Origin of the sequence: Rhodococcus sp. W8901 (genome assembly GCF_013348805.1) — a bacterium.
Taxonomy (GTDB): Bacteria; Actinomycetota; Actinomycetes; order Mycobacteriales; family Mycobacteriaceae; genus Prescottella.
In genome coordinates, this window is record NZ_CP054690.1 from 1,108,534 (window position 1) to 1,120,879 (window position 12,346).

10 protein-coding genes are annotated in these 12,346 nt (G+C 68.8%); 6 read left to right on the forward strand and 4 right to left on the reverse strand.

Going from position 1 to position 12,346, the window contains the following annotated elements; translation table 11 throughout:
- Nucleotides 1–118: 118 nt before the first annotated feature.
- Genes HUN07_RS05210 through ygfZ form a run of 3 tightly spaced genes read right to left on the reverse strand, consistent with a single transcriptional unit; the run spans nucleotide 119 to nucleotide 2,858 of the window.
- The gene (locus tag HUN07_RS05210; RefSeq protein WP_174908328.1) at nucleotides 119–1,072 is read right to left on the reverse strand and encodes an asparaginase; all 954 of its coding nucleotides are present in this window, start codon (nucleotides 1,070–1,072) and stop codon (nucleotides 119–121) included.
- A complete protein-coding gene (locus HUN07_RS05215; protein ID WP_174908329.1) occupies nucleotides 1,069–1,731 on the reverse strand; it encodes an MOSC domain-containing protein in 663 nt (220 codons plus the stop codon). The genes HUN07_RS05210 and HUN07_RS05215 overlap by 4 nt, the downstream gene beginning before the upstream one ends.
- Nucleotides 1,728–2,858 carry a CAF17-like 4Fe-4S cluster assembly/insertion protein YgfZ gene (gene ygfZ / locus HUN07_RS05220; RefSeq protein WP_174908331.1) on the reverse strand — a complete coding sequence of 377 codons (1,131 nt, stop codon included), beginning with the start codon at nucleotides 2,856–2,858 and terminating at the stop codon, nucleotides 1,728–1,730. Before ygfZ ends, HUN07_RS05215 begins: the two co-directional genes overlap by 4 nt.
- Nucleotides 2,859–2,943: 85 nt before the next feature.
- Here ygfZ and HUN07_RS05225 point away from each other — a divergent pair, with 85 nt between their 5' ends.
- From HUN07_RS05225 to HUN07_RS05250, 6 genes are all read left to right on the forward strand, one after another.
- Nucleotides 2,944–3,813 carry an aminodeoxychorismate lyase gene (locus tag HUN07_RS05225; RefSeq protein ID WP_174908333.1) on the forward strand — a complete coding sequence of 290 codons (870 nt, stop codon included), beginning with the start codon at nucleotides 2,944–2,946 and terminating at the stop codon, nucleotides 3,811–3,813.
- A gap of 156 nt (nucleotides 3,814–3,969) precedes the next feature.
- Nucleotides 3,970–5,487, forward strand: a complete 1,518-nt coding sequence (locus HUN07_RS05230; protein ID WP_174908335.1) for a cytochrome ubiquinol oxidase subunit I — start codon at nucleotides 3,970–3,972, stop codon at nucleotides 5,485–5,487.
- Between the two features lie 9 nt (nucleotides 5,488–5,496).
- Nucleotides 5,497–6,534: a cytochrome d ubiquinol oxidase subunit II gene (gene cydB / locus HUN07_RS05235; RefSeq protein ID WP_174908337.1), complete on the forward strand. Its 1,038-nt coding sequence runs from the start codon at nucleotides 5,497–5,499 to the stop codon at nucleotides 6,532–6,534.
- Nucleotides 6,531–8,276: a thiol reductant ABC exporter subunit CydD gene (cydD, locus tag HUN07_RS05240; protein WP_174908339.1), complete on the forward strand. Its 1,746-nt coding sequence runs from the start codon at nucleotides 6,531–6,533 to the stop codon at nucleotides 8,274–8,276. Before cydB ends, cydD begins: the two co-directional genes overlap by 4 nt.
- Nucleotides 8,266–9,993, forward strand: a complete 1,728-nt coding sequence (gene cydC, locus HUN07_RS05245) for a thiol reductant ABC exporter subunit CydC (protein WP_174908341.1) — start codon at nucleotides 8,266–8,268, stop codon at nucleotides 9,991–9,993. The genes cydD and cydC overlap by 11 nt, the downstream gene beginning before the upstream one ends.
- Nucleotides 9,994–10,314: 321 nt before the next feature.
- Nucleotides 10,315–11,004, forward strand: coding sequence for a hypothetical protein (locus HUN07_RS05250; RefSeq protein ID WP_254622806.1), 690 nt, complete (start codon nucleotides 10,315–10,317; stop codon nucleotides 11,002–11,004).
- A gap of 514 nt (nucleotides 11,005–11,518) precedes the next feature.
- Here HUN07_RS05250 and HUN07_RS05255 read toward each other — a convergent pair.
- Nucleotides 11,519–12,217, reverse strand: a complete 699-nt coding sequence (locus HUN07_RS05255; protein ID WP_114720778.1) for an FABP family protein — start codon at nucleotides 12,215–12,217, stop codon at nucleotides 11,519–11,521.
- Between the last annotated feature and the right edge of the window lie 129 nt (nucleotides 12,218–12,346).

A 12,346-nucleotide genomic window follows, 5' to 3' on the forward strand; every position in this document is an offset into this window, starting at 1 on the left:
TTTTCCTGACCCACACTCTAGCGTGCAAATGTCGCTTCCGCCTCCACGAATGGTTCCCGGTGGTGTCTGATTTGTCTCAGAGGGCCCGTGAGCTGGAGTGATGGCGAATTTCTGCAGGCTAGAACACACCCGGGACGGCGCGTATCGTCCCCACTCGGGCGCCGCCGCCGAGGACGGGCTGGGACGCCAGTGCGGCGTGGTCCTCCGACCACGTCACGCCGAGCCGGTGGAGCAGCGCCGCGGTCAACGGCAGCCGGGCCCGCTCGTGCCCATCGTCGATCTTGAACGCGAAGGCGGTGCCGTCGGGCAGCGCGCCCGCATGGACTCCGTCGGCGCCGGCCTTGCACAGCAGCCCCGGCACCGCCGGCATCAGGCGGGCGTCGTCGCGACCGGTGCCCGACACGAGGTGCGGGTGCGCGCGGATCGCGTCGGCGACGGATCGCTCGGCCGATCCGGGTTCGGCCGTAGCCAGGCGGGAGAACGCCCGCGCGAGGTTGGTCAGCGACACCGGAATGATCGGCAGCCCGCAGCCGTCGATGCCCAGTTCGGTCTCGGGTTCGCCGCTGAGTTCGGCGATGGTCCCGATCACGGTGCGCTGGAGCGGGTGGGCGGGGTCGAGGTACGTGTCCATCGGCCAGTCGTTGGCCGCGCATGCTGCGAGCATGGCCGCGTGCTTGCCCGAACAGTTCATGTAGACCGTTCGGGGCGGCCGGCCCGTCGCGAGCACCTCGGCGCGCGCCAGTTCGTTCGCCGGCAGGTCCGGAGGGCACTGCAGCTGCCGCTCCTCGAGGCCGTGGCGGTCGAGTAGCTGCTCGACGAGTTCGACGTGCGCGAGCTCGCCCTCGTGCGACGCCGACGCGATCGCCAGCTGCTCGCTGGACTCGGGCACGAACCCGCTGCGGAGCAGTGCGACCGCCTGCATCGGCTTGTTCGACGACCGCGGGTAGATCGGCGTGTGGACCTCGCCGAGGGTCAGCGTGCTGGTTCCGTCCGGCGCGAGCACCACCAGGGAACCGCGGTGCACGCACTCGCGGAATCCGGATCGGACGACCTCGACCAGTTCGACGCTCACGACGGCACCTGCTCTTCCAGACGGTTCAGGAACTTGCGGACCCGGGCTTCGACCGTGTCCGCGAGATCGGGTTGTTCGGCGAGCAGGCGCGCCAGCCGGGCGGCGTCGTCGCCGACGAACACGTCGCGGACGGTCACCCCGTGTGCGGGCACCGACAGGATCTCGACGGCGTCGCCGGCCTGTATGCGGCCGGGGGTCAGCACCCGCATGTACGCGCCGACGTCGGCGCGTTCGGTGAACCGCTTGACCCACCGTGGCTCGCCGGACCAGTGCGCGAACGTCCCGCACGGCACGCGCGGCTCGGTGATCTCGAGTTCGACGTCGCCGATGCGCCAGCGGGTGCCGATCACCGCGTCGGTGGTGGGCACGCCGACCACGCGCATGTTCTCGCCGAACCAGCCCGGCGCGAGGGGCCGGCCCAGTTCCGACGCCCAACGCTCGGCCTCTTCCGTGGAGTAGGCGTAGACCGCCTTGTCGCGCCCTCCGTGGAACTTCGTGTCGCAGACGTGGTCTCCGGTCACCCCGCCGGTTTCGACGCGCACAGGGCCCGTCACGGGCCGTTTGTCGATGGCCGTGCGCGGCGCCCGCTTGCTGGGTGCGTCGCGGTCGGCGAACACGACGCACACCGCATCGAGGCGGCCGGTCGACGCGCCCGTCACCGGCCGCGCAACCGGTCGACGGCCGCCCGGCCCGCCTGCACCTCGTCGTGCCGCGGCACCGAGTCCGCGTCGATCGAGGCGGCGCACGGCCCGGCGACGAGCGCGGTCTCGACGGGCACGGTGCGCTTCACCAGCGCCAGCGCGATCGGTCCCCACTCGAAGTGGTCGACGACGGTGCCCACGCGGCCGACGGTGCGCCCGTCCGCGGTCACGGACTCGCCCGCCTCGGGGCGACCCTCGGCGGAGCCGTCGAGGTGCAGCAGCACGAGGTGGCGCGGCGGCTTGCCGAGGTTGTGGACCCGGGCCACCGTCTCCTGGCCGCGGTAGCAGCCCTTGTCGAGGTGGACGGCGCCGTGCTCGGCCGGCCCACCGATCCAGCCGGCCTCGTGGGGGATGGTGCGGTCGTCGGTGTCGACGCCGATCCGCGGGCGCAGCGCTGCGACCCTCAAGGCCTCGAACGCCCACGAGCCGGCCGGACGCGCGCCGGCCGCGGTGAGGACGGTCCACCAGCGGCTGAGTTCGCTGCGCGGGATCACCAGGTCGAACGAGTCCACGGTGGGCCACGGCATCCGGCGCACGAATCCGCCGCCGGCCAGCGGGACCGCGTCGTACACGCCGGGCAGTGCCGACACGCCGAGCGCCTCCAGGAAGGCGGGGGAGGATGCGACGTCGGGGCCGAGCAGGCTCAGCACGGCCATGTCGTTGCCGTCGCGCGGCTCGGCCTTGGACCAGAACACCATCTTCTGCAGGAAGGTCAGCAACTCCGGGCCGTGGTCGGCCTCGGTGTCGATCCACGTCACGCTGTCGATGTCGGTCTGCACGAAGTGGTGCTCGATGCGGCCGTTGATGTCCAGGCTCAGGTTCTCGGCGCTGGACCGGTCCGGGAGCGCGGCGACGTGCTGGCTGGAGATGGTGTGCAGCCACGTGAGCCGCTCGTCGCCGGAGATCGCGATGACGAACCGGTGGGAGCGGTCGACGACGGCTGCGGAGCGGACCGCGGCGCGTTGCTCGGCGAACGGATCGCCGTAGTGCCATGCGACGCCGGCATCCGGTGAGCCCTCGGGCGGAGGGACCGCGCCGGGCGTGGACAGAAGTGGACTGGGTGCAACGTGCGGAGTGTCGGCCACGGCCCCATTCTAGGAGCGGTGAGCGACGGTGCCGCGTGACACAGGGAACTGCTGGTCGCGCCGAGTTCTGACTATGGTGGGCGGCATGGCTGAGCAGGTTGGACAGGTGCTGGTGACACTGGACGGGCAGGTGCGCGACGCCGACGCCCCGCTCCTGCACGTGGACGACCTCGCCGTGGTGCGCGGCGACGGCGTGTTCGAGACGCTGTTGGTCCGCGACGGGCGGGCGTGCAAGGTCGGGCTGCACCTGGATCGTCTGGAGGCGTCGGCGACCGCCCTCGAGTTGCCCCTGCCGGGCCGTGGGTTGTGGCGCCGCGCCGTCGAGGCGGCGGCCCGGGAGTGGGGACGCGACCGGGAAGGCTGGATGCGTCTTCTGCTCAGTCGTGGCCGGGAGACCGGGGGACCGGCCACCGCGTTCGTGTCGGTGGGTCCGGTCGCGGAGCGTGTCCTGCGTGCTCGCCGCGACGGGGTCTCCGTCATGACGCTGCCGCGCGGGTACTCGGTCGACCTTGCGGCGTCGGCGCCGTGGCAGCTGGCGGGGGCGAAGACTCTGTCGTACGCGACGAACATGGCGGCCCTGAGGCATGCCCAGGCGCAGGGTGTCGACGACGTCATCTTCACGAGCAGTGAAGGACGAATTCTGGAGGGTCCCCGGTCGACGGTCGTGATCGCCCGGGGTAAGACGTTGATCACTCCGCCGCCCGAGCACAGCATCCTGCCGGGCACCACGCAGCGGGCCCTGTTCGAGGTCGCCGGGGCCAAGGGATACACGTGCAAGTACGAACCTCTGAATCCCGTGGATCTTGTTGTCGCGGAGGGAATCTGGATGGTCTCGAGTGTTACCCTGGCGGCGCGGGTGCACACCCTCGACGGGCTCTCGTTGTCGGTGTCGCCGGCGGCCGAGGACGTGGCCTCGATGGTTCAGTTGGCCGTCGAGACGGTGGGGTCGGACTAGATCGGGTTAGGCGCCGACCGAAAGGTCTACTACATTCCGTAGTAGCAATCCGCTGCGGGGAGCTTCTGCCCGCAGTAGCTTTGTGAACAGGGATCGAGCGGACGCCCACGTCTCGACCCCGAAGCCTGTCCTACGGGCCGACTTTTCGGAGTAGCCATGGATGTCTTGGATGTCTCCCGGTGGCAGTTCGGAATCACCACCGTCTACCACTTCATCTTCGTTCCCCTCACGATCGGACTGGCTCCGCTGGTCGCGATCATGCAGACGATGTGGGTGATCACGAAGAAGGATCACTGGTATCGCCTCACCAAGTTCTTCGGCAAGTTCTTCCTGATCAACTTCGCGATCGGTGTCGCGACAGGCATCGTGCAGGAGTTCCAGTTCGGTATGAACTGGAGTGAGTACTCCCGGTTCGTCGGCGACGTCTTCGGTGCCCCACTGGCGCTCGAGGGTCTCGTCGCGTTCTTCCTCGAGTCGACGTTCCTCGGCCTGTGGATCTTCGGCTGGACCCGACTGCCCAAGGGTGTCCATCTCGCGACGATCTGGTTGGCCGCGATCGGTGTGAACGCCTCGGCGTACTTCATCATCGTCGCCAACTCGTTCATGCAGCACCCCGTCGGCGCGCGTTTCAATCCGGAGACCGGACGCGCCGAGCTCGAGAGCATCTGGGCCCTGCTGACCAACAACACGGCCATCGCGGCGTACCTTCACGCGGTTGCAGGTGGCTTCCTCACCGCCGCAACGTTCGTGGTCGGCATCGCCGGTTGGTGGATGGTGCGCAACATGCGCAAGTCCAAGACCTCGGCTCCGGAGGAGGCCGAGACGCTCGTCGAGGACGCGCGTGGAATGTTCCGGCCGGCCGCGCGGATGGGCATGCTCGTGATGATCATCGCCGGTATCGGTCTCATCTACACCGGTGACGTCCAGGGCAAGCTGATGTTCCAGCAACAGCCGATGAAGATGGCGTCTGCAGAGTCGTTGTGTCACACCGAGACCGATCCAGACTTCTCGATCCTCACCGTCGGTACCCACAACAACTGCGAGGGTGTCACGCACGTGCTCGAGGTGCCCTTCGTGTTGCCGTGGCTGGCCGAGGGCAAGTTCAGCGGCGTGACACTGCAGGGCGTCGAGGATCTGCAGGCTCAGTACGAGCAGCAGTTCGGTCCCGGCAACTACCGTCCCAACCTGTTCGTCACGTACTGGTCGTTCCGCGCGATGATCGGTCTGGCTGCCGGGTCGCTGGCGCTGGCGCTGGCCGGACTGTGGGTCACCCGTCGGGGCCGGGTCCCGGACCAGAACTGGTTCAAGTGGTTGTGCCTCATCGCGATTCCGATGCCGTTCCTCGCGAACAGTGCGGGCTGGATCTTCACCGAGATGGGCCGTCAGCCCTGGGTGGTGCATCCCAACCCGACCGGCGTCGACCTGATCCGGCTCACCGTCGACCAGGGTGTCTCCGATCACCCGACCGGGCTGGTCGTCACCTCGCTCGTGGTGTTCACGCTGCTGTACGGCGCGCTGGGTGTCGTGTGGTTCTACCTGATCCGCCGGTACGCGGTCGAGGGACCGTCGCCGCACGATCTGCATCCGCCGGGTCGAGGGCCCGCGCCGAAGGCCGGCGGCCCGGGCGAACCGGGCGAGCCGGAGGCCGAAGAGCAACTGTCGTTCGCGTACTAGGAGACCGTCATGGGACTGCAGGAATTCTGGTTCATTCTCATCGCGGTGCTCTTCGTCGGGTACTTCGTACTCGAGGGGTTCGACTTCGGTGTCGGAATGCTGATGCCCGTCCTGGGCAAGACGGAGAACCGTCGTCGCGTGCTGCTCAACACGATCGGGCCCGTCTGGGACGGCAACGAGGTGTGGTTGATCGTCGGTGGTGGTGCGCTGTTCGCGGCGTTCCCCGACTGGTACGCGACATTGTTCTCCGGGTTCTATCTACCGCTGCTGATCATCCTGGTGGCGTTGATCCTGCGAATCGTCGCGATCGAGTGGCGCGGCAAGATCGACGACGACAAATGGCGGCGGCGTGCCGACTGGGGCATCATGATCGGCTCCTGGGTGCCGGCAGTGCTGTGGGGTGTCGCATTCGCGAACATCGTCCGCGGTGTCGCGATCAACGCGGACAAGAAGGTGACGTCAACCTTCTTCGACCTGCTCAACCCGTACGCGCTGCTCGGTGGCATCACCACGGCGCTGGTGTTCGCGCTGCACGGCGCGGTGTTCATCGCCCTCAAGACCGCCGACGACGTGCGGATCGACGCCGCGGACCTGGCGAAGAAACTCGCCATCCCGACGGTCCCGATCGCCGGTGGGTTCGTGCTGTGGACCCAGCTGGCTCACGGCAAGGGCTGGACGTGGATCCTGGTGGCACTCGCGGCAATTGCCGTGATCGCGGTGGTGTTCCTGACCCGGGCCGAGAGCGAGGGCTGGGCGTTCGCGTTCACGACGCTCGCGGTGATCGCCACCGTGGTGCTGCTGTTCGCGTCGCTGTACCCGAACGTGATGCCGTCGACGACGAGCGAGGCGTACAACCTCACGATCGAGAACGCGTCGTCGAGTCCGTACACCCTGAAGGTGATGAGTTGGGCGGCAGTGATTCTCACGCCGATCGTGCTGTGCTACCAGGGCTGGACGTACTGGGTGTTCCGTAAGCGGATCTCCACCAAGCACATCCCGCCGTCGATCGGGCTGTCCCGCAAGGCTGGATCTACGAAGGTCGGATGAGTACTGATATCGATCGCCCCGCCCGATCGAGTCGACGGGCGGGGCGGCGCGGGGGTCCGGTGGATCCCCGCCTGTGGAAGTACTCCGCGTCGGCGCGCGGCTACCTGATCCTCACGGTCGTCCTGTCCGCGATCAACGTCGCGATGGTGATCGTCTCGGCCGTGCTGATCGGCACGATCCTGGCCGGGGTGATCACCTCCGATCGGCGCAGCCTCGCGGACTGGCGTACCGACCTGATGTGGCTCGCCGTGGCGGTGGCCGTGCGGGTCCTGGCGGCCTGGCTGCACGCGCGGTACGCCCACCGCTCCGCCAACCGGGTGGTCGCCGAACTCGAGGTCGAGGTCCTGCAGGCGGCCGTGCGGATGCCGCCGCGCACCCTCGACCCGCGCCGCGACGAGATCGCGACCGTGCTCACCCGGGGGGTTCGCGCGTTGGCGCCGTATCTGACGGGCTATCTGCCCGCGCTCATCCTGGCGGCGACGCTCACCCCGGCGACGCTGGTGGTGATCGTCATGCAGGACCTGACGGCGGCGATGATCGTCGTGATCACGCTGCCGCTCATCCCCGTGTTCATGATCCTGATCGGCCTGCTCACGAAGGGGAAATCCGAGCAGACGCTCGCCGCGTTGACGCGCCTGTCGGGGCAGCTCCTGGACCTGTTGGCCGGCCTGCCGACGCTGCGGGCGCTCGGCCGCGAACACGGCCCCGCGACGCGGGTGCGCGAACTCGGGGACGCGCACCGCAAGACCACGATGTCGTCGCTGCGGGTCGCGTTCCTGTCGTCGATGGTGCTCGAACTGCTCGCGACGCTGTCGGTGGCGCTCATCGCCGTCAGCATCGGCCTGCGTCTGGTCTTCGGCAACATGGAACTCGAGCCGGGCATTGTCGCGCTGATCCTCGCGCCCGAGGTCTACCTGCCGCTGCGCATGGTCGGTGCCCAGTTCCACGCCGCCGAGGACGGTGTCGCTGCCGCAACCAAGGCGTTCGGAGTGCTGGACGAGGCCGCGGAACAGCGGCCGACCGGCACTCGCGCGGTGGTGGCCGAGGGTGCCGTCGTCGAACTGGCGGGCGTAAGCGTGCGGTCCCGGTCGGGGACGGCGCCGGACCGGTTGGATGCGAGGTGCCTGCCCGGCGCGGTGACCGTGCTGACCGGTGCCAACGGGTCCGGAAAATCCACTGCCCTGCAGGTGGTTCTGGGACTGACCGAGCCCGACGCCGGATCGGTGCGGATCGACGGGACCGACGTCCGTGACCTGGACCCGGCCGGATGGTGGGCACAGATCGCGTGGCTGCCCCAGCACCCCGTGATCGTCCCGGGCACTCTCGCCGAGAATCTCGCCCTCGTCGGCGACGTCGACACGGACGCCGAGCGATTGCAGCAGGCATGTCGGGCAACCGGATTCGACGATGTCCTCGCGGAACTGCCGCGCGGATGGGACACCGTCGTCGGTGCCGGGGGACTGGGGCTGTCGCTCGGTCAACGCCAGCGACTGGCCCTCACCCGGCTGTTGGTGTCCTCGCGGCCGGTGCTGTTGCTCGACGAGCCGACGGCGCACCTGGACGAAGAAACCGAACGGACAGTGTTGAACTCGCTACGTGAGCTCGCCCGCCACGGCCGCACCGTCGTGGTCGTGGGACATCGCCCGACCGTGCTGGCGGCGGGGGACCAGGTGATCGAGGTGGCGGCCCGACACGACGTCGTGGCCGACGAGGACGCGGGAGCGCAGCACCATGAATCGTGACCTGGTGCGGGCGATACGGCTGCTGGATCTGCAGCCACGGCGGGTGCTGGCCGCGATCGCCGCGGGTGTCGCGACGCTGGGCAGTGCGCTGGCGCTCGCGGCGCTGTCGGCGTGGCTGATCACGAAGGCGTGGCAGATGCCGCCCGTGCTCGATCTGACGGTCGCGGTGGTCGCGGTGCGTGCGCTCGGCATCTCCCGCGGCGTCTTCCGCTACCTCGAACGCCTCGCGACGCACGACGCCGCGCTGCGCGGCACCACGTCGGCCCGGACGAAGATCTACCGCCGCCTCGCGGACGGTGATCCGGCGGCCGCCGCAGGACTCCGGCGCGGTGACCTGCTGGCCCGGACCGGCGCCGACGTCGACGCACTCGGCGACGTCGTGGTGCGGGCGCTGATCCCGATCGCCGTCGCGGCGATCATGGCACTGTCCGCCGTCGTCGTGCTCGGGCTGATCTCGCCGCCCGCCGCGCTCGTTCTCGCCGTCGCCCTCGCCCTGTCGGGGGTGCTGGCGCCGTGGCTGTCGGCGCGCGCGGCTCGGATTGCGGAGTCCCGCAGCGCGGCCGCGACGGCACTGTTCAGCGAGACCGCGGTGACCGCACTCGACCATGCCGCCGAGTTGCGGGTGGCCGGACGCCTCGACGACGTCCTCGCGAGTGCGGAGGCCACCAACCACGACGCGGTTCGGGCCACCGACCGGGCCGCCCTGCCCTCGGCGTTCGCCGCCGCCGCGACACCGCTCGCGATCGGGGCCAGTGTGCTGGGGTCGCTGCTGATCGGAATCACGCTGTACGGGCTGGACGGTGGTACGCCGGGCGCGATGACGCCGATGTCGTTGGCGATCCTCGTGCTCGTGCCGCTCGCCGCATTCGAGGCGACCGGTGCCCTGCCGGCGGCCGCGCTCGCGCTGACCCGGGCTCGGATCGCGTCGGGTCGGATCCTGGCGTTGCTGGATCGGGCCGGTGAGCCGCTGCCCGAGGGCGCCGAGGTGCCGTCGGGTCCCGGACGGGTTCGTGCCGAGGGCTTGCGGTGCGGGTGGCCTGGAGGCGAGAGGGTGACCGCGCCCGTGGATCTGGATCTGTCCCCGGGGGCGCGTGTCGCCGTGGTCGGCGGGAGCGGTGCGGGCAAGACCACGCTGCTCATGACCCTGGCCGGGTTGCTGCCGCCGGTCGACGGCACCGTGTCGCTCGACGGCACACCGATCGCACGATTCCAGCCCGACGCGCTGCGCCACGAGATCGGGTTCTTCGCCGAGGACGCCCATCTGTTCGACACGTCGGTCCTCGAGAACCTGCGTGTCGCCCGTGGCGACCTCGACGAGGACACCGCGCTCGAGGCGCTGCGCACCGTGGGGCTGGGGGAGTGGGTGGCGCAGTTGCCGCGCGGCGTGCACACGTCGCTGGGCGGTGGGGCTCGGGCGGTCTCCGGTGGCCAGCGCCGACGCCTGCTGCTCGCCCGCGCGCTCGTCTCCCCTGCGCGGGTGCTGCTGCTCGACGAGCCCACCGAGCACCTCGACGCGGCGGACGGCGCGAGGATCCAGCGGGCCCTGCTCGACCGGGAAGGTGGGCTGGTCGATCGGGAACGGACCGTGGTCCTTGTTACGCACCAGTTGCCGCCGGACGCCCGCGCCGATCGCAACGTGACCGTCGGTAACGGAATCGGCCGGGATGTGGATTGTGTCAGGGAGTCCGCGGGTCTCGACTCGGCTCGGCCCGCCTGACCACGGACGACGCGTCGGCAAGCGCGGTACCCAGATGTGGAACGCGTTCTAATTGTTCGGCCAATCGCGGCTACCGGCCGCGCCGTTACAGGTCGGTGAACCCAAAAGTTGATGCGCCACCTCGTAACTGCCCTGCTGGACGAACGTCCGAAAAACCGGTTAGTATGTGATCGTCTTCACTGCTGTATGGGCGATTTGCCGTGACTTCACGGTCTAAATTGAAACGCGTTCTACATAGAACTGCCTCCCCTCAGGAACGATCGAAGGAGCATCTACATGTCACGCCGCTCACTACGCCACGCCGTAGCCACAACCGCCTCTGTGGCCCTTCTCGCCGCCGGCGTTACCGTCGGACTCGGAGCGTCGGCGGCCCAGGCCGCGCCCGCATGCGCGCTCAGCCAGTCGGTCACCGACAGTTGGGCCGGCTCGCTCGGGACTCCGTACACCGTGAGCAAGGAGGTTGTCGGCGACGGCACGGTCGCACCGGGGCGCACCGTCACCTACCTCACCAAGGTGTCCGGTTCGGGGGCGCTCGTCGACCAGATCCGTGACTTCCACCCGGCAGGTTTCCAGCTGGTGAAGGCTCGTCTGAACGTCAAATGGGCTATCGGGAATCAGCAGTGGACGGACGTCACCGGTACCGCCGTCGTCGGCAACAACGCCGTCATCGCCAAGGGTGGCGGGTGGACCACCGCGGGTGGCGGCGTGATCGCCTTGGAAACCACCTACAAGGTCCCGGACAACGCCACGGTCGGCTCCAAGCTCGACAGCGGCGCCGGCACCAACATCGTGCTCGCTGCTGGTGACTGGAACATCAACCCGATGGGCGTGTGCGTCACCGTTCGTCCGCCGAACCCCATCGAGGCCGGCTCGGGCAGCCTCGAGGATCTGGGCTTCGGTTCGGTGAACACCGGATCGGGCCAGGTCTTCGGATCCATCACCGATCCGCAGGGTTCGATCAGCAACGTGGTCGGCGGAATCCTCGGCAATGTGCTCGGCAACCTGAGCTGACTCGGCTCCGGCAAGAATGCGGGCAGGGCTACCAGCGCATGCTGGTAGCCCTGCCCGCATCGGCATTGTCGAAGAGAGCTTTGATCGTCATCAGCTAGTCCATCCCGAACGGGAATCGTCGGCACGCTGCGCGCGTGAATCCGTGCCGTGAACTCCCATGAGCACTTCGAAAACGAGCCCCGCCCTGGACATCTCCGGGGCGGGGCTCGCTTCGTTGCGCTGAGGGCACCTTCGACCGAAAACCCGTTGCCGAGCGCCGTGACCGGGCGTAGCTTCGGGCGTACACGAGGAAGGAGGTGGTCTGAAGTTGATTGACAAACGGACACGTGAGGTGGCTGTCACCTAGCCACGATGCTCTCGGAATTCACTGACCGCCTCGCGGCTGGCGAATCCCAGGCAGCTACCCGACCCCCGAGCCCTCCGGTCACGTCCAGATCGGAAACCCACGACAAACGAAGCCCCCGGGCATCGTCCGTGGACGGGCCCGGGGGTCGTTGCTGTGTATGAGGCTGTCTCAGCCGATGTAGCGCGACAGACGCGCGGAGAACCGCGGCGCGAGGGGGCCGTCGGCGACGACGCGCTCCTCGACGTAGGCCAGATCGCCGCCTTCGACGATCCCGTACAGGCGCTTGGCGCCGCCGATCAGCTCGCCGGACTCGCTGCGGATGACGACGTCGGTCGCGAGTTCCCACGACGACTGCGTGAGAGCCTGGCCGTAGAACAGCTCGACCACACCGGAGGCGTGCGTGAGCAGGAGCTCGACGACCTCTTCGTTGGTGCTGCCGGGGATGCCGTCACCGGCGACGCGCCAGTAGCCGCTCTCGCGCTGACCGGGTCCCACGTATTGACCGTCGGCGTCCAGGCGCCAGGAACGGGATTCCCACGCCAGGTAGTTGCCGCCGTCGTGTGAGACGACGATCTGCTGACCGAACGGGTAGTCGCCGGTCTCCGGATCGTGTCCTTCACCCTCGCCGCGCCACACGCCGACCAGCGGCAGCAGTGCGAGCAATCCGGGATGCAGGTCCGGCCCGAGGCGCAGATTCGCGGTGTCCTCGGGCAGGGGGAGATCGGGCAGCGTCGGGATGTTGCGTCCCGCCGTTTCCTTCGCGCGCTCTACGGCACCCGCGACCGCGCGGTCGCCGCTGCCACGAGCAACGTGCGACTCGGTGTCGTCAGGCTGCGTTTCCGAGCCCGCGTCCGGATCCTGACTCACGGCTTGTCGGTGACCAACCGGTACACGACGTACAGCGAGAACCAGGTGATCAGGATGGCGGCAAGAACCAGGAGAACCTCGAAGAAGATGACCACGCGCCCATCTTAGACCGCACCCCCGAGGCGTTCG